This window comes from Streptomyces sp. Y309 (assembly GCF_056712025.1).
On sequence record NZ_CM160048.1, the window covers coordinates 4,101,365 to 4,120,651 of the forward strand.

At 70.8% G+C, this 19,287-nt stretch carries 20 protein-coding genes and 2 pseudogenes; 14 read left to right on the forward strand and 8 right to left on the reverse strand.

Annotated elements, in window-relative coordinates:
- Positions 1-195, forward strand: coding sequence for a ferredoxin (locus AC0KTA_RS16235; protein WP_481055831.1), 195 nt, complete (start codon positions 1-3; stop codon positions 193-195).
- Positions 196-260: 65 nt separating this feature from the next.
- Here AC0KTA_RS16235 and AC0KTA_RS16240 read toward each other — a convergent pair whose 3' ends face one another.
- A complete protein-coding gene (locus AC0KTA_RS16240; RefSeq protein ID WP_481055832.1) occupies positions 261-740 on the reverse strand; it encodes a nuclear transport factor 2 family protein in 480 nt (159 codons plus the stop codon).
- A gap of 215 nt (positions 741-955) precedes the next feature.
- Here AC0KTA_RS16240 and AC0KTA_RS16245 point away from each other — a divergent pair.
- The 9 genes and pseudogenes from AC0KTA_RS16245 to AC0KTA_RS16285 form a co-directional block, all read left to right on the forward strand.
- Positions 956-1,231, forward strand: a pseudogene (locus AC0KTA_RS16245) (TcmI family type II polyketide cyclase); the annotation flags it as partial.
- A 42-nt stretch (positions 1,232-1,273) separates the two neighbouring features.
- Positions 1,274-1,606, forward strand: a complete 333-nt coding sequence (locus AC0KTA_RS16250) for a TcmI family type II polyketide cyclase (RefSeq protein ID WP_481056444.1) — start codon at positions 1,274-1,276, stop codon at positions 1,604-1,606.
- Positions 1,603-2,874 carry a beta-ketoacyl-[acyl-carrier-protein] synthase family protein gene (locus AC0KTA_RS16255; protein WP_481055833.1) on the forward strand — a complete coding sequence of 424 codons (1,272 nt, stop codon included), beginning with the start codon at positions 1,603-1,605 and terminating at the stop codon, positions 2,872-2,874. The genes AC0KTA_RS16250 and AC0KTA_RS16255 overlap by 4 nt, the downstream gene beginning before the upstream one ends.
- Positions 2,871-4,064 carry a ketosynthase chain-length factor gene (locus tag AC0KTA_RS16260; RefSeq protein WP_481055834.1) on the forward strand — a complete coding sequence of 398 codons (1,194 nt, stop codon included), beginning with the start codon at positions 2,871-2,873 and terminating at the stop codon, positions 4,062-4,064. Before AC0KTA_RS16255 ends, AC0KTA_RS16260 begins: the two co-directional genes overlap by 4 nt.
- Before the next feature lie 47 nt (positions 4,065-4,111).
- A complete protein-coding gene (locus AC0KTA_RS16265) occupies positions 4,112-4,378 on the forward strand; it encodes an acyl carrier protein (protein ID WP_481055835.1) in 267 nt (88 codons plus the stop codon).
- A 64-nt stretch (positions 4,379-4,442) separates the two neighbouring features.
- Positions 4,443-5,228, forward strand: coding sequence for a 3-oxoacyl-ACP reductase FabG (gene fabG, locus AC0KTA_RS16270; RefSeq protein ID WP_481055836.1), 786 nt, complete (start codon positions 4,443-4,445; stop codon positions 5,226-5,228).
- 33 nt (positions 5,229-5,261) lie between these two features.
- Complete coding sequence (locus AC0KTA_RS16275) at positions 5,262-6,215, forward strand: aromatase/cyclase (RefSeq protein WP_481055837.1); 954 nt, start codon at positions 5,262-5,264, stop codon at positions 6,213-6,215.
- On the forward strand, positions 6,212-7,126 hold the full coding sequence (locus AC0KTA_RS16280; protein ID WP_481055838.1) for an alpha/beta hydrolase: 915 nt from the start codon (positions 6,212-6,214) through the stop codon (positions 7,124-7,126). The genes AC0KTA_RS16275 and AC0KTA_RS16280 overlap by 4 nt, the downstream gene beginning before the upstream one ends.
- Positions 7,126-7,296, forward strand: a complete 171-nt coding sequence (locus AC0KTA_RS16285) for a hypothetical protein (RefSeq protein WP_481055839.1) — start codon at positions 7,126-7,128, stop codon at positions 7,294-7,296. Before AC0KTA_RS16280 ends, AC0KTA_RS16285 begins: the two co-directional genes overlap by 1 nt.
- On the opposite strand, the gene AC0KTA_RS16290 is transcribed toward AC0KTA_RS16285, so the two are convergent.
- Positions 7,293-7,805 carry a hypothetical protein gene (locus AC0KTA_RS16290; RefSeq protein ID WP_481055840.1) on the reverse strand — a complete coding sequence of 171 codons (513 nt, stop codon included), beginning with the start codon at positions 7,803-7,805 and terminating at the stop codon, positions 7,293-7,295. The genes AC0KTA_RS16285 and AC0KTA_RS16290 overlap by 4 nt on opposite strands.
- Positions 7,806-7,841: 36 nt before the next feature.
- Positions 7,842-9,593 (reverse strand): lysine--tRNA ligase, encoded by a 1,752-nt coding sequence (lysS, locus tag AC0KTA_RS16295; RefSeq protein WP_481055841.1) that lies wholly within the window; start codon positions 9,591-9,593, stop codon positions 7,842-7,844.
- A gap of 238 nt (positions 9,594-9,831) precedes the next feature.
- On the opposite strand from lysS, the gene argS reads away from it, so the two are divergent.
- Positions 9,832-11,619 (forward strand): arginine--tRNA ligase, encoded by a 1,788-nt coding sequence (argS, locus tag AC0KTA_RS16300; protein WP_481055842.1) that lies wholly within the window; start codon positions 9,832-9,834, stop codon positions 11,617-11,619.
- Between the two features lie 86 nt (positions 11,620-11,705).
- Here the strand turns inward: argS and AC0KTA_RS16305 are convergent, their stop codons facing one another.
- The 3 genes and pseudogenes from AC0KTA_RS16305 to AC0KTA_RS16315 all read right to left on the reverse strand — a co-directional run.
- Positions 11,706-12,911, reverse strand: coding sequence for an aminotransferase-like domain-containing protein (locus tag AC0KTA_RS16305; protein ID WP_481055843.1), 1,206 nt, complete (start codon positions 12,909-12,911; stop codon positions 11,706-11,708).
- A gap of 86 nt (positions 12,912-12,997) precedes the next feature.
- Positions 12,998-13,975 (reverse strand): hypothetical protein, encoded by a 978-nt coding sequence (locus tag AC0KTA_RS16310; protein WP_481056747.1) that lies wholly within the window; start codon positions 13,973-13,975, stop codon positions 12,998-13,000.
- A 399-nt stretch (positions 13,976-14,374) separates the two neighbouring features.
- Positions 14,375-14,521 (reverse strand): annotated as a pseudogene (locus AC0KTA_RS16315) (helix-turn-helix domain-containing protein); the annotation flags it as partial.
- A gap of 222 nt (positions 14,522-14,743) precedes the next feature.
- On the opposite strand from AC0KTA_RS16315, the gene AC0KTA_RS16320 reads away from it, so the two are divergent.
- From AC0KTA_RS16320 to AC0KTA_RS16330, 3 genes are all read left to right on the forward strand, one after another.
- Positions 14,744-15,454, forward strand: a complete 711-nt coding sequence (locus AC0KTA_RS16320) for a DUF4232 domain-containing protein (RefSeq protein WP_481055844.1) — start codon at positions 14,744-14,746, stop codon at positions 15,452-15,454.
- 76 nt (positions 15,455-15,530) lie between these two features.
- Positions 15,531-16,070, forward strand: coding sequence for a DUF4232 domain-containing protein (locus tag AC0KTA_RS16325; RefSeq protein WP_481055845.1), 540 nt, complete (start codon positions 15,531-15,533; stop codon positions 16,068-16,070).
- 158 nt (positions 16,071-16,228) lie between these two features.
- Positions 16,229-17,119 carry an NAD(P)-dependent oxidoreductase gene (locus tag AC0KTA_RS16330; RefSeq protein ID WP_481055846.1) on the forward strand — a complete coding sequence of 297 codons (891 nt, stop codon included), beginning with the start codon at positions 16,229-16,231 and terminating at the stop codon, positions 17,117-17,119.
- Between the two features lie 28 nt (positions 17,120-17,147).
- Here AC0KTA_RS16330 and AC0KTA_RS16335 read toward each other — a convergent pair whose 3' ends face one another.
- Both AC0KTA_RS16335 and hemB read right to left on the reverse strand, forming a co-directional pair.
- Complete coding sequence (locus AC0KTA_RS16335) at positions 17,148-18,158, reverse strand: zinc-binding dehydrogenase (RefSeq protein WP_481055847.1); 1,011 nt, start codon at positions 18,156-18,158, stop codon at positions 17,148-17,150.
- 113 nt (positions 18,159-18,271) lie between these two features.
- Positions 18,272-19,261: a porphobilinogen synthase gene (hemB, locus tag AC0KTA_RS16340; RefSeq protein ID WP_481055848.1), complete on the reverse strand. Its 990-nt coding sequence runs from the start codon at positions 19,259-19,261 to the stop codon at positions 18,272-18,274.
- Between the last annotated feature and the right edge of the window lie 26 nt (positions 19,262-19,287).

Sequence of the window (19,287 nt, forward strand, 5' to 3'; positions counted from 1 at the left end):
ATGAAACTCGAGAAGAATCACGACCGCTGCATCGGCGCGGGTCAGTGTGTGCTGACCGATCCGACCCTCTTCGACCAGGACGACTGGGGCCTGGTGAACATCCTGGTCGAGCGGCCGCAGGGCGCCGACCAGGACGCCGCCCGCAAAGCGGTCTACATCTGCCCGGCGAAGGCGCTGTCCCTCGTGGAGGAGTGAGCCGGTACGAAACCGCGCCGGGGCCTTCCCTGAATGGGAAGGCCCCGGCGCGGTTTCACTCGTTGTCAGTCGTCGTGCATTCCCTGATCGTCACCCGTGGTCCAGACAGGCTCGATCTCGATCCGGGACAGCAGCCACGCCCCGTCGGCCGTCCGCACCGCGGTGAAGGTATAGCGGGCGCCCAGGTCGAAATGCTTGGCCGCCCCGTCCCGGCTCACATGCACCGCGGTGACGTTCGCGCGAATGGTCGCGCTGTCGCCCTCCGGCTCGGGCAGCACATTGCTGATGTAGTGCATGGTGGTCGCCCACATCCGGTCGTCACGCAGCATGCCGGCCAATTTCTCACGGCCGTCTATGCGGATGTCCGGCACCACTTCCATCGTCACATCCGGAACGAATACCGTGGACAGCGCCTCGTGGTCACGGGTGTCGACGGCGTGCGCGAATCGCGTCACCAGATCCTGCAATGCGAAGAGATCTGCCATGCGCTCGATCGCGGTGGTCGTATCCATGTCTGTATCTATGTTGGTCTTCATGTTGGTCATGCCGCGATTCTGCGCCGCGAAGCACCGGCCCTGCCTCGGCTGCACGGTCCTCTGACGAAGATCTGACGAAGATTTACCTCTGTGCACATCGTTGAATCTCTCGCGCCGAAATACCACAGAGTCCTGAAGTTGCCCGTATTGAAACCTGTATCGGGCGCCGGAAGACTCGTTCCTCGTCACCGGCTCGATCAGTGCAGAAGTGCGGAGTAAAAAGCATGCACAGCAGTGTCATCGTGGGCAGGCTGAAACCTGGATCCACCGAAGAGGTAGTCGGCGCCTTTGCGAAGCTGGACGGCGAGCCGTCCGGTACCCGGAATCTCCTGCGCCGCCAGCTCTTCGCGTACAAGGGCGTCTACATCCACCTCCAGGACCACACCGAGGAGAACCTGACCGAGGTCGTGGAGCACGGCCCCGGCACGGCGTTGGCCCCGTTCGTCGACGTCTACGACCCGGCCACCTGCACCGCACCGTCGGACCTGGTCGCGACCAAGTTCTACGAGTGGCACGGGCAGCCGGTGACCGACGAGCACCGGATGTACAGCACCATGATCGTGGCCCGGCTCGACCCCGCCGACATCGGCACCGTCGCCAAGCTGTTCGGGGACTTCGACAGCGGCACCGAGCTGCCGCACACCATGGGCACCCGGCGCCGGCAGCTGTTCGCCTACAACGGGCTCTACTTCCACATCCAGGACTTCGAGTCCGACAACGGCGGCGAGCTGATCGAACAGGCGAAGTCCGACCCGCGCTTCGTGCAGATCCAGAAGGACCTGCTGCCGTACATCCACGTCTTCGACCCGGAGACCTGGCGCTCGCCCTCCGACGCCATGGCGTCGCGCTTCTACACCTGGCAGGTCGCGGCATGAGCGGGCGTCGCGTGGTCGTCACCGGGATGGAGGTGCTGGCCCCCGGCGGTGTGGGCACCGACAACTTCTGGTCCCTGCTGAGCGAAGGCCGCACGGCCACCCGGGGCATCACCTTCTTCGACCCCACCCAGTTCCGCTCGCGCGTGGCCGCGGAGATCGACTTCGATCCGTACGAGCACGGCCTGACCCCGCACGAGGTACGGCGCATGGACCGTGCCGCGCAGTTCGCGGTGGTCGCGGCGCGCGGTGCCGTCGCGGACAGCGGCCTCGAGACGGACGCCCTGGACCCCTACCGGATCGGTGTCACCATCGGCAGCGCGGTGGGCGCCACGATGAGCCTCGACGAGGACTACCGCGTTGTCAGCGACGCGGGCCGGCTCGATCTGGTCGACCACACCTACGCCGACCCCTTCTTCTACAACTACTTCGTGCCGAGCTCCTTCGCCGCCGAGGTCGCCCGGGTCGTCGGCGCGCAGGGGCCGAGCAGCGTGGTGTCGGCGGGGTGCACGTCCGGCCTCGACTCGGTCGGGTACGCCGTCGAGCTGATCAGGGAGGGCACGGCGGACGTCATGGTCGCCGGCGCCACCGACGCGCCGATCTCGCCGATCACGATGGCCTGCTTCGACGCGATCAAGGCGACCACGCCTCGGCACGACGAGCCGGAGCACGCCTCCCGGCCGTTCGACGACACCCGCAACGGCTTTGTGCTCGGGGAGGGCACGGCGGTGTTCGTCCTCGAGGAGCTGGAGAGCGCGCGACGCCGCGGTGCACGGATTTATGCGGAGATCGCGGGATACGCGACGCGTAGCAACGCCTACCACATGACGGGCTTGCGCCCCGACGGCGCCGAGATGTCCGAGGCGATCACGGTGGCGCTCGACGAGGCCCGGATGAACCCGACCGCGATCGACTACATCAACGCGCACGGCTCGGGCACCAAGCAGAACGACCGGCACGAGACCGCCGCCTTCAAGCGCAGCCTCGGCGAGCACGCGTACCGCACCCCCGTGAGCTCCATCAAGTCCATGGTGGGGCACTCGCTGGGCGCGATCGGCTCGATCGAGATCGCGGCGTCGATCCTGGCGATCCAGCACGACGTGGTCCCGCCGACGGCGAATCTGCACACCCCCGACCCCCAGTGCGACCTCGACTACGTCCCCCTGAACGCACGCGAGCAGATCGTCGACGCCGTGCTCACGGTCGGCAGCGGCTTCGGCGGCTTCCAGAGCGCGATGGTGCTGGCCCAACCCGAAAGGAACGCGGCATGACGGCCTCTGTGGTGGTGACCGGACTGGGCGTCGTCTCGCCCAACGGGCTCGGTACGAAGGACCATTGGAGCGCGAGCCGGGTCGGCAAGAGCGCCATCGGCCCGCTCACCCGCTTCGACGCGACGCCGTACCCGGCGAAGCTGGCCGGGGAGATCAGCGGCTTCGCGGCCGAGGAACTGCTGCCCAGCCGCCTGATGCCGCAGACCGATCAGGTAACCCGGCTCTCGCTGGTCGCGGCGGACTGGGCGTTCGCCGACGCCGGTGTGAACCCCGCCGAGCTGGACCCCTTCGACATGGGCGTGATCACGGCCAGCTCGGCCGGCGGCTTCGAGTTCAGCCAGAACGAGCTCAAGAGCCTGTGGAGCAAGGGCGGGGAGTACGTGAGCGCGTACCAGTCGTTCGCTTGGTTCTACGCGGTCAACACCGGCCAGATCTCCATCCGCAACGGGATGAAGGGCCCCAGCGGCGTCGTCGTCACCGACCAGGCCGGCGGTCTCGACGCGGTGGCGCAGGCCCGGCGTCAGATCCGTAAGGGCACCTCCCTCGTGGTGGCCGGCGCCGTGGACGCGCTGCTGTGCTCCTGGGGCTGGGTGGGGCTGCACACCAGCGGTCGGCTGAGCACCGAGCAGGAGCCCGGCCGCGCCTACCTCCCCTTCGACGACCGGGCGGCCGGCCATGTGCCCGGCGAGGGAGGCGCCCTGCTCATCCTGGAGTCCGCCGACTCCGCCCGCGCCCGCGGAGCCGAGGTGTACGGCGAGATCGCCGGATACGCCGCCACGTTCGACGGACGCGAGCCGGGCCTGCGCAAGGCCGTGGAACTGGCCCTCGACGACGCCGGCATGACGGCGTCGGACGTGGACGTGGTCTTCGCGGACGGTGCGGCCGAGCCCGAGCTCGACCGGATCGAGGCCGCTGCCCTCGTCGAGGTGTTCGGCGAGCGGGGCGTCCCGGTCACCGCGCCCAAGACGATGACCGGCCGCCTGTACGCGGGCGGGGCCGCCCTCGACCTCGCCACCGCCTTCCTCGCGATGAAGGAGGGCCTGATCCCGCCGACCGTCCACACGGAACCCGCCGACCGGTACGGCCTCGACCTGGTCGTCTCGCAGCCGCGCAGCGCCGACGTGCGCACGGCGCTCGTCCTCGCCCGCGGCCACGGCGGCTTCAACTCGGCGATGGTCGTACGTTCCTGAGCCGCTCTTCGCCCCTCAAGCCCACCCTCACGAAAGGCAGAACCCTCATGTCCCAGTCCACCTTCACCCTCGACGACCTCACGCGGATCCTCCTCGAAGGCTCCGGCGCCCCCGAGGGCGGCGGCCTCGACGGCGACATCCTCGACACCGAGTTCACCGACATCGGCTACGACTCGCTCGCGCTGCTCGAGACCGCGAGCCGGATCGAGCGCGAGTACCGGATCGAGCTGGACGAGTCCGTCATCGGCGAGGCCACGACGCCGCGCGCCTTCATCGCCGCCGTCACCGGACACCTCGCGGTCGCGGCCGCCTGAGTACACCCGGCCCCACCCAGCCACACAAGATCCGAGAAGACAGCAAGACCCTCGAAGGGGAGACATGACACAGCAGGAACAGCGCGTCGCTCTGGTGACCGGCGCCACCAGCGGAATCGGTCTGGCCGTGGCCCGGCTGCTGGCCGGGCAGGGCCACCGGGTGTTCATCGGTTCGCGTACCGAGGACAAGGTGCGTACCACGGTCAAGCAGCTTCAGGAGGAGCAGCTCGACGTGGACGGCACGGTCCTCGACGTGCGGTCGACGGACTCGATACGCGACTACGTCCAGGCCGCCGTCGACCGCTTCGGCAGGGTCGACATCCTCGTCAACAACGCGGGCATCAGTGGCGGCGGCGTGACGGCCGACATCGCCGACGACCTGTGGGACGACATCATCGACACCAACCTCAACAGCGTGTTCCGGCTGACCCGGGAGGTCCTCACCACGGGCGGCCTGCGGGACAGGAGCTGGGGCCGCGTCATCAACATCGCCTCCACCGCGGGCAAGCAGGGCGTGGTGCTCGGGGCGCCGTACTCCGCCTCCAAGCACGGCGTCGTCGGCTTCACCAAGGCGCTGGGCAACGAGCTGGCGCCCACCGGCATCACCGTCAACGCCGTCTGCCCCGGCTATGTCGAGACGCCGATGGCCGAGCGGGTACGGCAGAACTACTCCCGCCTCTCCGGCGCTCCCGAGAGCGCCATCCTGGAGAAGTTCCAGGCCAAGATCCCGCTGGGCCGCTACTCGACCCCCGAGGAAGTGGCCGGTCTCGTGGGCTATCTGGCCTCCGACACGGCGGCGTCCATCACCTCCCAGGCCCTGAACGTCTGTGGTGGCCTCGGCAACTTCTGATCGCACCGCACCCGTTTCTACCCGAGGATCCCCATGCCGTCCGAACTGCGCACATCCGAGCACGAGATCAAGATCGCGGCACCGGCCGAGAGCGTCTACCGGCTGCTGGCGCACGCGGAGAACTGGCCCCAGCTGTTTCCTCCGAACATCTACGTCGACCATGTGGAGCGCACCGAGCGCGAGGAGCGCATCCGCATCTGGGCGACGGCCGGCGACACCGTCAAGAACTGGACCTCGCGCCGCACCCTGGACCCGGACAAGCTCCGCATCGACTTCCGGCAGGAGGTCAGCACGCCCCCCGTGGCCGCCATGGGAGGAACCTGGCAGATCGAGGCTCTCCCCTCGGGAGAGACCCTGGTGCGCCTGGGCCACGACTTCCGGGCGACCGACGACGACGGCCTTACCTGGCTCGAGGAAGTCGTGGACCGCAACTCCCGCTCCGAGCTGGAGTCGTTGAAGGCGCTCGCCGAGCCGACGGGCGCGGCCACCGGCGAACTGACGTGTTCCTTCGAGGACACGGTGCAGATCAAGGGCGACGCCCAGGACGTGTACGACTTCATCTATGAAGCCGACCTGTGGTCCGAGCGGCTGCCCCACGTGATGACGGTGCGCCTGGACGAGCCGGTGCCGGGGCTGCAGACCCTGGAGATGGACACGCTGTCCAAGGACGGCAGCACCCACACCACGAAGTCGCACCGGGTGGGCCTTGCTCCGCACCGGATCGCGTACAAGCAGACGACGCTGCCCGCCCTCATCACGCTGCACACGGGCTACTGGACGTTCACGCCGAACGACGACGGTGTCGCGGCGTCCTCGCAGCACACCTTCACGGTCAATACGGACAACATCGCCAAGGTGCTCGGCGCGGACGCGACGGTGCAGGACGCGATCGCGTACGTACGCACCGCGCTCAGCACCAACAGCATGGCGACCCTCGGCATCGCGAAGACGTACGCGGAAGGGCTCGCCGGGGCAGGCCGGTCATGACCACGGCACCCGTTGCCCCGCCTCCGGGGCGGTCGGTCGGCCAACGCGTCGACCGGCGCCACATCACGCTGGACGCGGACGGCGTCACGCTGTCCGCCCGGCTCGCCCGGCCGGCGCACGTCCCGCCGCGGGCCACCGTCGTCGCGCTGCACGGGGCGGGGATGAGCGCGGGGTACTTCGACGGCCCGGCGCACCCGGAGACCTCGCTCCTGACGGTCGCCGCGGAACTGGGCTTCACGGCCGTGGCCGTCGACCGCCCCGGATACGGCCGGTCGGCCGACCAACTCCCCTACGGTCAGGGGGTCTTGGAGCAGGCCGACACTCTGGCCGCGGCACTGCGCGGTCTGCTCGCGCGGCACGAGACGGGCGCGGGGATCTTCCTGATGGGGCATTCGTTCGGGTGCAAGCCCGCGTTGCGGATCGCGGCGGACGGCACGGTGCCTGAACTCCTCGGCCTCGACCTGTCCGGCTGCGGGGCCGAGTACCTGACCTCTCCCGACGCACCGGCCACCCGCGCCGGCAGCTGGAAACTCAACTGGGGCCCCCTGCGGCTGTATCCGCCCGGGACGTTCCAGTCCAGCATCGATGTCGTCGCCCCGGCCCCGGCACGTGAGCTGGCGGACGCCGCCCACTGGCCGACCGTGTTCCCCGCACTCGCGGAGCGGATACGTGTTCCGGTCCGGTTCACCTTCGCCGAGCACGAGGCCTGGTGGCGCCGCGACCACGAGGCACTCGCGCGGCTGCGGAACCGGCTGGCCGCGGCACCTCGCGTCCTGATCGACCACCAGCCCGACGCGGGCCACAACATCAGCCTCGGCTGGGCGGCACGCGCCTACCACCTGCGGGCGCTCGGCTTCGCGGAGGAGTGTCTGCGCCGGTACGCGGCCCACGGCAAGGTCGTGTACCCGTGATGGCCGCCCTGGTGCACGTCCCGCTGCCGCCCGTCACGGACGGCGAACACCCCCTGGTCGCCGTCCTCGACATCTTCGCCCCCGGCGCCACGGGCACGTCCCGCGGCGCGGAGCGGGAGCCGGAAGACGACGCGGCCTCCGTTCCGCAAAAGGCCGCCGTCACCGCCTAGGCGCGCCGCCTGCGTCGTACGACGAAGAAGGCGCCCGCCGCGACGGCGACAACCGCTCCCGTGGCGAGGCCGACGACCGTTCCGCTCCCCCCGTCGGAACCGGCCTCGTCACGGGCCCCCTCCACGCACTCGGAGCCCTCGGCCGGGCCACCGGCCTCGACCCGCACCTTGCCGCCGTACGTGTCGTCGGGCGGGATCGACTCGGTGAAGCGGACGGCATGGGTGCCGGGCTTGGCGTCGCAGCGGATCTGTGCGCGGCCTTTCCACATCACCTTGCCGGGGCTTTCGAGTCTCACCGTGCCGGCGAAAGCCCCGGACTCCACGACCGCGTTGCCGTCGTCGAGTTCCGTGTTCACCACGGACAGCCGGACCCAGTCGCCGGGACGGACCGCGCCGGGCGACACCACCAGTTCGCCGTTGTCGCCCGGCCCCGCCACCGCGCTCGGAACGGCCGTCAGACAGACGGCGAGGGTCATCGCTCCGACAGCGGCGGGGCGCAAGCGGGTCATCAGGTGCGGTCCTGGGCAGGTCACGTACAGAAGGCCCTAGGCGCCGAGCAGCTTCCGCACCCGCTCCGCCCCCACGGCAAGCAGCAGCGTGGGCAGCCGCGGACCCGTGTCGCGCCCCACCAGCAGGTGGTAGAGGAGCGCGAAGAAGGTCCGCTGGGCCGTCTTGATCTCCGGCGGGAGCTCCTTGGGCCCGGCGTCGGCGGAGAAGCCGGCGCGGACCTTCGGGACGCCGTACACGAGGTGGGTCAGGCCGTCCAGGGACCAGTGGGAGTCCAGGCCGTCCAGGAGCAGCCGGAGCGACTCGCGGCTCTCGTCGTCGAGGGACGACAGGAGCTCGGCGTCCGGGGCCTCGCGGACGATCGTGCGCTGGTCGGCCGGCACCTGCGTGTTGATCCACGCCTCGGCCCGGTCGAGCCGCGGCCGCACCTCGTCGAGGGAGGCGAGCGGCGCGGACGGGTCGAGCTCGGAGAGGATCCGCAGCGTCTGGTCCTCGGCGCCGGCGGTGATGTCGGCGACAGAGGCCAGCGTGCGGTACGGCAGCGGCCGCGGCGTCGCCGGCAGCGGACCGGCCGCGGTGCCCACGGCGCGCGCGTACGCCGCCGAGTCGGCGGGCAGCACCGTCCCGTCGGCGACCTTCGCGCCGAGCTTGTCCCACTCGTCGTACAGCCGCTGGATCTCCTGGTCGAAGGCGATCTTGAAGGCCTGGTTGGGCTTCCGGCGGGCGTACAGCCAGCGCAGCAGCGGCGCTTCCATGATCTTCAGCGCGTCGGCGGGCGTGGGCACGCCACCGCGCGAGGAGGACATCTTGGCCATGCCGCTGATGCCCACGAAGGCGTACATGGGACCGATGGGCTGCACGCCGTCGAAGATCTGCCGGACGATCTGGCCGCCGACGACGAACGACGAGCCCGGCGAGGAGTGGTCCACGCCGCTGGGCTCGAAGATCACGCCCTCGTAGGCCCAGCGCATCGGCCAGTCGACCTTCCAGACCAGCTTGCCGCGGTTGAACTCGCTCAGCCGCACGATCTCCTCGAAGGCGCACGCCGTGCACGCGTAGGCGAGCTCGGTCGTCTCGTCGTCGTAGGAAGTGACGGTGGTGAGGTCCTTGCCGCACTGCCCGCAGTAGGGCTTGTACGGGAAGTAGCCGCGGAAGCCGCTGCCGTCGTCCTCGGTCGCGGCGCCGGAGCCCTCGGCGGCCTCCAGCTCGGCCTCGTCCACGGGCTTCTGCTGCTTCTTGCCGCCGCCCTTGGCCGGGTCCTTCTTCGTGCGGTACTGATCGAGGATCGCGTCGATGTCGGCGCGGTGCTTCATCGCGTGCAGGATCTGCTCGCGGTACGCCCCCGACGTGTACTGCTCGGTCTGGCTGATCCCGTCGTACTCCACGCCGAGCTCGGCCAGCGACTCGGCCATCGCGGCCTTGAAGTGCTCCGCCCAGTTCGGGTACGCCGACCCGGCGGGCGCGGGCACGGAGGTCAGCGGCCTGCCGATGTGCTCGGCCCAGGACTCGTCGACGCCGGGGACGCCGGCCGGGACCTTGCGGTACCGGTCGTAGTCGTCCCAGGAGATCAGGTGCCGGACCTCGTGGCCGCGGCGGCGGATCTCGTCGGCGACGAGGTGCGGGGTCATGACCTCGCGGAGGTTGCCCAGGTGGATGGGGCCGGACGGGGACAGGCCGGAGGCCACGACGACCGGTTTGCCCGGGGCACGACGCTCCGACTCGGCGATGACCTCGTCCGCGTAGCGGGAGACCCAGTCGGTGGTATCGGTGCTCTGAGCCACGATCGGCACGTCCTCTTGTTTCCTCGGGATTCAGGGAATCTGGCGTAAGCCATTCTCCCAGACGGCGGGACCCGGTCGCGGGTTGCGTCGCGGAGGCCCCGCCCGGGGCCCCGGTCGTCCAGGCGCCCCGGTTGTCCGGGCGCCCCCGGTGATCCGGGCGCCCCGGTTATCCAGGCGAACCGGCGTCCCTCCCCATGGGACACTTGACGCTCACCCTGATGCACGCCATTTACCAGAACGGAAGCTCATGGCCCCGGTCCAGTCCCTCAGCGCGTCGGTCCACCAGCGTCTCGCGGACGCCCTCTCGGCAGCCCTGCCGGAGGCCGCCCCCGCGGATCCGCTGCTGCGACGCAGCGACCGGGCCGACTTCCAGGCCAACGGCATCCTCGCGCTCGCGAAGAAGGCCAAGGCCAACCCCCGCGAGCTGGCCACGAAGGTCGTCGACTCCCTCGAGGGCACCGACGCCCCGGAGCTCCTGAAGGACGTCGAGGTGTCCGGCCCCGGCTTCCTGAACATCACGGTCTCGGACCGGGCCATCGTCGAGACGCTCGCCGCCCGCGCCGCCGACGGCGACCGCCTGGGCGTGCCGTTCGCCGACGAGCCCGGCACCACGGTGATCGACTGGGCGCAGCCGAACGTGGCCAAGGAGATGCACGTCGGCCACCTGCGCAACTCGGTGATCGGCAACGCCGTCGTGCGGATCCTCGAATTCACCGGCGAGAAGATCGTCAGCCGCCACCACATCGGCGACTGGGGCACCCAGTTCGGCATGCTCATCCAGTACCTGCTTGAGCACCCGCACGAGCTGGACCACAAGAAGGCCACCGAGGGCGAGACCGCGGGCGAGGAGGCGATGTCCAACCTCAACCGCATCTACAAGTCGGCCCGCGTGCTCTTCGACTCCGACGAGCAGTTCAAGACCCGCGCCCGGCGCCGGGTCGTGGACCTCCAGGCGGGCGACGAGGAGACCCTGGCGCTCTGGCAGCGGTTCGTGGACGAGTCGAAGATCTACTTCTACTCGGTCTTCCACAAGCTGGACGTCGAGATCGCCGACGAGGACATCGTCGGCGAGTCCGGGTACAACGACATGCTGGCCGAGACCTGCCGCCTCCTGGAGGAGTCGGGCGTCGCGGTCCGCTCCGAGGGCGCGCTGTGCGTCTTCTTCGACGACGTGAAGGGCCCGGACGGCAATCCGGTGCCGCTGATCGTCCAGAAGTCCGACGGTGGCTTCGGCTACGCGGCGACCGACCTCTCGGCGATCCGCGACCGCGTCTTCAACCTCAAGGCCGACACGCTTCTGTACGTGGTCGACGCCCGCCAGGGCCTGCACTTCAAGATGGTCTTCGAGACCGCGCGCAGGGCGGGCTGGCTGACCGACGACGTCAAGGCGGTGCAGCTCGCCTTCGGCACGGTCCTCGGCAAGGACGGCAAGCCGTTCAAGACCCGCGAGGGCGAGACGGTCCGCCTGATCGACCTCCTGGACGAGGCGATCGACCGGGCCACGGCCGTCGTGCGGGAGAAGGCCGAGAAGGTGGGCCTCACCGAGGAGGAGATCGTCGAGAACGGCCGGCAGGTCGGCATCGGCGCCGTGAAGTACGCGGACCTGTCCACCTCGGCGGTGCGGGACTACAAGTTCGACCTGGACCAGATGGTCTCGCTGCACGGCAACACGTCGGTCTACCTCCAGTACGCGTACGCCCGCATCCAGTCCATCCTGCGCAAGGCGGGCGACGCCAGGCCGGCGGCCCACCCGGAGCTCGCCCTGGCCCCGGCCGAGCGCGCCCTCGGCCTGCACCTGGACCAGTTCGCGGAGACGCTGGCCGAGGTGGCCGAGGAGTACGCGCCGCACAAGCTGGCGTCGTACCTGTACGAGCTGGCGACGCACCTCACGAGGTTCTACGACCAGTGCCAGGTGCTCAGCGACGACAACCCCACCGAGGTCGTGGAAAACCGCCTGCTCCTGGTCGACCTGACAGGCCGCACCCTCCACCAGGGCATGGCCCTCCTGGGCATCAGGACGCCCGAGCGCCTCTAGCTGCGTCCCACCCGCTCCCGCTGTGGGCAGGCGTTCCGCACGGCGGATCCCGACCCTTAAAGGCAGCCCCAGGCCAACAGCAACTGTTACGACAGCCCGAGCCGAAGCCGACGCAGCCCTTCGGCGATCTCCTCCGGCGTCTGAGTAACAAAGCACAGCCGCAAAGTCTCAGCCTCCGGCGCGCCCGCGTAGAACGGCGCCCCAGGAACGTACGCCACGTCGTGCGCGACAACCCCACGCAGCAGCGCCGTCGCGTCAGACCCCTCAGGCAACCGCACCCAAAGAAACATCCCGCCCTCGGGCCGATTCCAGGTGGACCCCGCGGGCAGTGCCCCCGGCAGCCCCGCGAGCATCGCGTCCCGCCGCTCCCGATACACCCCGGCGACCCGCGCCACATGAGCGTCGAGATCGAACTGCTCCAGATACCAGGCGGCGGCAAGCTGGTTGACGGTGGGAGTGTGCAGGTCGGCGGCCTGCTTGGCGACCGCGCAGGCCCGCCGCAGGGCGGCGGGAGCCCGCAGCCACCCGAGCCGCAGCCCCGGCGCCATCACCTTGGAGAAGCTCCCGAGGAGCGCGGTCCGGTCCCCGGCCCCGGGGTACGAGGCGATCCACGGCACCCGCTCCCCCTCGAACCGCAGCTCCCCGTACGGATCGTCCTCGACGATCCACAGCCCGCGCCGCGCGGCGACCGCGGCGACGGCGGCCCGCCGTCCGGCGGGCATGGTCCGCCCGGACGGGTTCTGGAACGTGGGCACGGTGTAGAACAGCTTGGCCCGGTGCTCGGTGACGAGGGCGTCCAGGGCGTCCGGGTCGACCCCGTCGGCGTCCCCCGGAACGGGCACGACCCGCGCGCCCGCGAAGGCGAACACCTGGAGGGCCGCCAGGTAGCAGGGGTTCTCGACCAGGACGGTGTCGCCGGGCTCGACGAGCGCGGTGGCGATCAGCGACAGGGCCTGCTGCGACCCGGCGGTTATCAGCACGTCGTCGGCGCCGGTGGCGAACCCGCGGGCCGTGTACCGCTCCGCGACGGCCGCCCGCAGCGTGGGCTCGCCCTCGGTCGTCGAGTACTGCAGCGCCTGGGCGGGCGCCTCGGCGAGCACGGCGGCGTACGCGGCGGCCACGCCCTCCGCGTCGAAGAACTCGGGCGCGGGCAGCCCGCCCGCGAAGTTGATGACCTCGGGCCGCGCCGTGACCGCGAGCATGTCCCGTACGGGCGAGCCTCCGATGGCGGCGGCACGCGCGGCGAGCGGCGGCGTGGGGGCATCGGCGGGGGCACTGCTGGTGACGGTCATCGGGGTTCCCTCTCCTCCATGGGTCCCCGGCAGGGTAGACACGTGAATGCCGTCTACAACAGGCATTTCGCGATAAGGAGCGCGCGCTACCCCAGCTCTTCCTCGGACCCGTTGGCGTGGCGGCGGATCGCGACCCACTTCTTGCTGTCGAGCGAGAACCCGAACACGGGACGGCCCTGGTCGCCGCTCGTACGGAACGGCTTGCCCGTGTCGTCGATCCGTACGGTGCCGTGGCGGCCGCCGCTGGACCACTCCAGCTCCAGGTACCAGCTCACGTCGCGCGTCTTGACGGTCGCGTCGACGAAGAAGGCCTCGGGGTCGTTCTCGCTCACCTTGTACGGGAAGTTGGTCTCCCCCGACTTGGGGGCCGGGCGCGGGACCGACGCGTCGAGGTTCAGGTCGAAGGAGTGCTGGGGCACCTTGCCGCCGCAGCCGACGCCGACGTACCCCATCTCGTAGCTGTTCCGCGCGAGCGGCTTGCCGCTGCCCGCGACACGGACGTTCAGCGACTCCAGGACGACGGTGTCCTTGCCCGTGCCCTGGACGGTCAGCTTCACGGTCTGCCGCCCCGCGGGGACCGCGCCGTTCGCGGCCACCCAGCCGGGGGCGTCCTGCTCGTTCGGGGGCGGCGAGAGGAGGTTCGGCTCCCGGGCGACGAGGTACGGCTGGCCGCAGGGGTCGTACCAGTAGTGCGGCTGCGTGGACACCGTCAGGGGCACCGCGCCGGACGCCGGGCCGTCGCCGGCGTCCCCGCCGCCACCGGAGGCCCCGGGTACCGAACCCCCCTTGCCGGTACGCCCCTTGTCCCCGCCGGCCTTCCCGTCACCGCCACCTTCGCCCCCGCCGCGCGCGCCCTTCCCCTTCTTCCCGGCCTCCTGCCCCGGGGACGACTTGGCCGAGGGACTCTGCTTGCGCTCCCCGCCCTCGGCGGCCTCGTTCCCGGCGGACGGGCCGCTCCCGGACGCTCTGTCGCCCGACGAGCCGCCCGACGCCCCGTCGGACGCGACCTGCAACGCGAGCGCGGTCCCACCGAGGGCAAGCACGGCACCGACGGCGGCAACCACGACAACCTGCCGCCGCTTCCGCCGCGGCCCGGCAGCGGGGCTATGGGTGACGAGAGGAGGCTCGGGCTGCGCCGGGCCGACTCGCGCTTCCTGTTCCGGCTCGGGCTGCGCTTCCTGTTCCGGTCCCTGCTCGGGCGCAGGCGCAGGCCGCGCCTCCTGTTCCGTTCCCCGCTGTGGGCAATCGTCCCGCAGGGCGGGACGGGTGGGCACAGCCCCACGCCCAGGGTCACCGGACTCGGTGGTCAGCCCAGCTTCCGCTACGGGAGCAACAGGCTCCGGCACCGACCCCGCCCCAGGCCGCTGCCCGCGGCTCGCGTCGGCGACGATCCACCTCCGGTGAAGCTCCAACAGCTCCGAAGGCGACGCCTTGCAAAGGCGAGCCAACCGCTCCACAGGAGCGAACTCCACCGGCACAGCCGTGCCGTTCACGTACCGGTGCAACGTCGACGTACTCACGTGCAACCGCTTGGCCAACACCCCGTAACTGAGCCCCGACCGCTCCTTGAGTTCCTTGAGCAGCCCCGCGAACCCCTCGGCTCCCACCATTCCTCCGTCCCGCCCGACCGTTCCAGGCACGGCCCATTCCCCCAGGTCAGAGCCAGTACGGCCGTTCCGGCGTCCCGTACTTCCCGCCTGGGCTGGCCCCCGGGACGGGACGGCGTACAAGCTTCCGTCATCCAAGCACGCCGACCGGGGCCCTCAGCCAGGCGGCTCGCTTCACCCCCCGCGTCATCTCTCTCACTCACCGACCCTCGAAGGGGATCACCCATGCGCACCCGCATGCTCGCCGCCGCCACCGTCGCCCTCGCCGCGCTGTCCCTGACGGCGTGCGGATCCGAAGAAAAGGTGCGCGACGAGGGCGCGTCGAAGCCGTCCACGTCCACGTCCGAGGAGGCGGCCGGAGGCACCTCGGCCGGATCCGGGAGCGACGACGCGACCCCGAGCGGCGACCGCACGAAGACCCCGGGGAACAGCGACACCGGAAGCACCGGCACCAGCGGCGGCAAGGGCACGACCGCGGGCAACGGCACCGGCACCGCCGACGGCTCCGACCCCAACGCCCCCGAGAACCGCGTCCCGTGCACCGCCTCCAACACGTCGATCACGGCCGCCCCCGTCTCCCGCCCGCTGAACCACATGCTGATCACCGTCACCAACACCGGCTCCAAGATGTGCGACCTGCCGGGCCACCCGATCCTCAAGTTCGAGGGCGCCCAGTCGGTGCCGCCGGTCGTCGAGGACAGCAAGCCGCAGGCGGTCACGTCGCTGAAGCCCGGCGGCAAGGGCTACGCGGCGGCGATCCTGTCCGCCGGCGACGGCAGCGGCGGCGAGGGCCGCACGGCCACGAGCCTCCAGATCGGCTTCCAGGGCAGCGACCGCATGGCCGACGCGGCGCTCCAGGCGCGCGGCGTGCACATCGACGACTCCCTGCGCGTCACCTACTGGCAGTCCGACCCGGCGACGGCCCTCGCCTCCTGACCGGCGCCGACGAACCACCTCGACTCACCAAGAGAACTCAACTCACCACACACCAGACCGGAAAGGCACCACCACCATGCGCATCAAGCAGCCCCGCGCCTTCACCACCGCCGCCCTCGCCCTGGCCACCGCGGCCCTGACCGCGACGGTCTCCGCGGGCACCGCCCAGGCCGCCGCCCACTCCGCCCCGGCGAAGCCCGCCGCCTGCACCGCCGCGAAGACCAAGCTGACCGTCCAGAAGGTCGACCGCCCGATCAACCACCTCCTGCTGAAGGCCACCAACACGAGCGGCAAGACGTGCTTCGCGTACAACGCGCCGCACCTGCGCTTCGACGAGGCGCAGTCCCCGACCCAGGTCTACGAGGACAGCAAGCCGCAGGCGGTCGTCACGCTCAAGCCGGGCCAGTCGGCGTACGCGGGCATCACCACGTCGTCCCCGGAGGGCTCGGACGGCTACGAGGCCCGTGACCTCGGCGTGCTGTTCGCCAACCGCGCGGCCACCGGCGGCGTGGGCGGCGAGAAGACCCTGAAGCTGCCCGGCGGCGGTGTGTACGTGGACAGCTCGGCGCGGGTCACGTACTGGCAGCAGGACATCGCGGACGCCCTGGTCTGGTAGTCGGCGTAGGCGGCGCAATCGGTGCCGTCGGCGGCCAGTTCACTTACCTGTTCGTAAGTACCGCACTAAATAGTCGGTACTTGTCGGGCAGTTCGGGCACGGCGAGGATCAAGGTGTTCCGCAGAACCCCGCAGCTTCATCTCCGAAGGAGCCCCGCCGTGCCCGCCACCGACGTCACCCCCGCCGCCCACCCCGTCTCCGTCTTCGGGCTCGGCATGATGGGCTCCGCCCTGGCCGCGGCCCTGCTGAAGGCGGGCCACCCCACGACGGTCTGGAACCGCACGGCCGCGAAGACCGGGCCGCTCGTCGCGCAGGGCGCGGCCCCGGCCGACACCCCCGCGGCCGGGGTCACCGCGAGCCCGCTCGTGATCGCCTGCCTGACGACGAACGACAACGTGCGCGAGCTGTTCGGGCCGCTCACCGCGGAGCTGCGCGGCCGCACCCTGGTGAACCTCACCAACGGCACGCCGTCCCAGGCCCGGGAGTTGGCGGCCTGGGCCCAGGAGCACGGGATCGCCTACGTCGACGGCGGCATCATGGCCGTACCGCAGATGATCGCGGGCCCGGGGGCGTACATCCTCTACAGCGGCGACGAGGCGGCGTACGCGGCGCACCGCGACACGCTCGCCGCGCTGGCCGACACCAAGTGGGTCGGCACGGACGCGGGCCTCGCCGCCCTGTGGGACCTGGCCCTGCTGACCGGCATGTACGGCATGGGCATCGGCGTCGCCCAGGCCTACGCACTGATCGGCAGCGCGGGCGTGCCCGCGAAGGACTTCGCGCCGCTCCTGGCGGACTGGGTCATCGCGATGACCCAGGGGATCGTGCCCGGCACGGCCGAGGCAATCGACTCCGGGCAGCACCTCACGGACGTGTCCAGCCTGGAGGTGAACCGGGCGGCGGTGCCGAACCTGACCGCCACGTTCGCCGAACACGGCGTGAGCGACCTGCTGTTCGGCTCCATGCAGCCGCTCCTGGATCGCGCGGTCGCCGAGGGGTACGGCGCCGACGGCCTGTCCCGGCTCGCCGAGCTGCTCAAGACGCCGTAGGGCAGGAGGGCACCCAGACGCCACGGCATCACGGGACGAGCACCACCTTGCCGGTCGTCTCCCGCCGCTCCAGCGCCGCGTGCACCTCGGCGGCGTGGGCCAGCGGGAACGACTGGACGGCGGGGACCAGCCGCCCCGCGGCGGCGGCAGCGAGGGCACGCCGCTCGTGGTCGGGCCGGTCCGAGGGCCGCTCGAGCAGCCGCAGCAGAGCGTTCACGTACGTGATGCCCCGCTCGGCGAGCACCGCATCGCTCGGCACGAACTCCACCTGGGACGCGGCCCCGATCGACACGAACCGCCCGCCGTCGGCGAGCAGCCCGAACGCGGCGGCGGCCGTCTCACCACCCACCCCGTCCAGCACGACGGTGACCCGCCGCCCACCGACGCGGGCCCGCACTTCGGCGTCCCACCCGTCCTCGCGGTAATCAACGGCAACAACTTCCGAGCGCCCGGAATCATCGCGACCGCCCCCGCTACCGAGCTTCCGCACCGCGGCGACCTTGGCGGCACCACCGGCCACACCCACGACCGTCGCACCCAGCTCGTGCGCGTACTGCACGACGAGCCGCCCGACGCCCCCGGCGGCCGAGGTCACCAACACCACGTCGTCCGCGGTGAGTTCGGCGATGTCGAGCAGCCCGATGGCGGTGGTCCCGGTGACGACCATGGCGACGGCGGCCTCGAAGCCGAGCCCGCCGGGCACCGTGTGCAGCTCCCCGACGTCGGCGACGGCCAGCTCGGCATAGCCGCCGGGCGTACCGTGCGCGGTCACGACGGACCGCCCCAGCCACTCCTGCCCCACCCCGGGCCCCACGGAGTCGACGATCCCGGCCACTTCCCCACCGAAGATCGACGGCAACTCGGGCGCGGGCGGCGCCAGCTCCCCGGCGGTCCCCGCCCGCAACACGGTCTCGATGAAGTGCACCCCCGCGGCCCGCACGGCGATCCGCACCTGCCCGGGCCCGGGCTCGGGGTCGGGCACGGTCTCGTACGAAAGGTTCTCGGCGGGCCCGAACTCATGAAGTACGACGGCGTGCATCTGGTCCTCCCGGAACATGGGAAACGAGTCGATGCCCCCACCCTCAAACCTCAACAGCGGTTGAAGTCAAGTGACTCCAACCGCTGCGCGGGCCTCTCCGAGCGTGCTTGGGCTTACAGCCCCCGGGCCACCTCGGTGGCCCAGTACGTGAGAATCATCTGCGCCCCCGCCCGCTTGATGCCGATGAGCGACTCCAGGATCGCCTTGTCGCGGTCGATCCAGCCGCGCTCGGCGGCGGCCTCGATCATCGCGTACTCGCCGCTGATCTGGTACGCGGCCACGGGCACGTCGGACGCGTCGGCGACCTTGGCCAGGATGTCGAGGTAGGGCCCCGCGGGCTTCACCATCACCATGTCGGCGCCCTCTTCGAGGTCGAGCGCCAGCTCGCGCAGGGACTCACGGCTGTTGGCCGAATCCTGCTGGTAGGTCTTCCGGTCGCCCTGCAGCGACGAGCCGATGGCCTCCCGGAACGGCCCGAAGAACGCCGACGCGTACTTCACCGTGTACGCGAGCACCGCCACGTCCTCGTGCCCGGTCTGGTCGAGGGCGTCCCGGACGACGCCGATCTGGCCGTCCATCATCCCGCTCGGCCCGACCACGTGCGCCCCGGCGTCCGCCTGGACCTGCGCCATCTCGGCGTACCGCTCCAGGGTCGCGTCGTTGTCGACCCGCCCCTGCGCGTCCAGCACCCCGCAGTGCCCGTGATCGGTGAACTCGTCCAGGCACAGGTCGGACATGACGATCAGGTCGTCCCCGACCTCCGCCCGCACATCGCGCAGCGCGACCTGCAGGATCCCGTCCGGGTCGGTACCGGCGGTGCCGAGGCCGTCCTTCTTGGCCTCCTCCGGCACCCCGAACAGCATGATCCCCGAGACCCCCGCCTCGGCCGCCTCCACGGCGGCCTTCTTCAGGCTGTCCCGGCTGTGCTGGAAGACGCCGGGCATCGCCCCGATCTCCACCGGGTCGCTGATCCCCTCCCGCACGAAGGCGGGCAGGATCAGATCGGCCGGATGCAACCGCGTCTCGGCGACCATGCGCCGCATGACGGGAGTGGTACGCAGCCGCCGGGGCCGCGTACCGGGGAAGGAACCGTACGTGCTCACTGCAGAATCCACCTCACCGTGAGAAT

What these genes read in the sequence shown, in the direction of transcription:
- AC0KTA_RS16290 (WP_481055840.1), bottom strand. Translation starts at nt 7,805, where the DNA reads ATGACCCGCTTGCGCCCCGCCGCTGTCGGAGCGATGACCCTCGCCGTC.
- fabG (WP_481055836.1), top strand. Translation starts at nt 4,443, where the DNA reads ATGACACAGCAGGAACAGCGCGTCGCTCTGGTGACCGGCGCCACCAGC.
- AC0KTA_RS16305 (WP_481055843.1), bottom strand. Translation starts at nt 12,911, where the DNA reads ATGACCGTCACCAGCAGTGCCCCCGCCGATGCCCCCACGCCGCCGCTC.
- AC0KTA_RS16335 (WP_481055847.1), bottom strand. Translation starts at nt 18,158, where the DNA reads ATGCACGCCGTCGTACTTCATGAGTTCGGGCCCGCCGAGAACCTTTCG.
- argS (WP_481055842.1), top strand. Translation starts at nt 9,832, where the DNA reads ATGGCCCCGGTCCAGTCCCTCAGCGCGTCGGTCCACCAGCGTCTCGCG.
- AC0KTA_RS16325 (WP_481055845.1), top strand. Translation starts at nt 15,531, where the DNA reads ATGCGCATCAAGCAGCCCCGCGCCTTCACCACCGCCGCCCTCGCCCTG.
- AC0KTA_RS16240 (WP_481055832.1), bottom strand. Translation starts at nt 740, where the DNA reads ATGACCAACATGAAGACCAACATAGATACAGACATGGATACGACCACC.
- AC0KTA_RS16235 (WP_481055831.1), top strand. Translation starts at nt 1, where the DNA reads ATGAAACTCGAGAAGAATCACGACCGCTGCATCGGCGCGGGTCAGTGT.
- AC0KTA_RS16320 (WP_481055844.1), top strand. Translation starts at nt 14,744, where the DNA reads ATGCGCACCCGCATGCTCGCCGCCGCCACCGTCGCCCTCGCCGCGCTG.
- AC0KTA_RS16265 (WP_481055835.1), top strand. Translation starts at nt 4,112, where the DNA reads ATGTCCCAGTCCACCTTCACCCTCGACGACCTCACGCGGATCCTCCTC.
- AC0KTA_RS16255 (WP_481055833.1), top strand. Translation starts at nt 1,603, where the DNA reads ATGAGCGGGCGTCGCGTGGTCGTCACCGGGATGGAGGTGCTGGCCCCC.
- AC0KTA_RS16260 (WP_481055834.1), top strand. Translation starts at nt 2,871, where the DNA reads ATGACGGCCTCTGTGGTGGTGACCGGACTGGGCGTCGTCTCGCCCAAC.
- AC0KTA_RS16250 (WP_481056444.1), top strand. Translation starts at nt 1,274, where the DNA reads ATGTACAGCACCATGATCGTGGCCCGGCTCGACCCCGCCGACATCGGC.
- AC0KTA_RS16275 (WP_481055837.1), top strand. Translation starts at nt 5,262, where the DNA reads ATGCCGTCCGAACTGCGCACATCCGAGCACGAGATCAAGATCGCGGCA.
- AC0KTA_RS16285 (WP_481055839.1), top strand. Translation starts at nt 7,126, where the DNA reads ATGGCCGCCCTGGTGCACGTCCCGCTGCCGCCCGTCACGGACGGCGAA.
- AC0KTA_RS16280 (WP_481055838.1), top strand. Translation starts at nt 6,212, where the DNA reads ATGACCACGGCACCCGTTGCCCCGCCTCCGGGGCGGTCGGTCGGCCAA.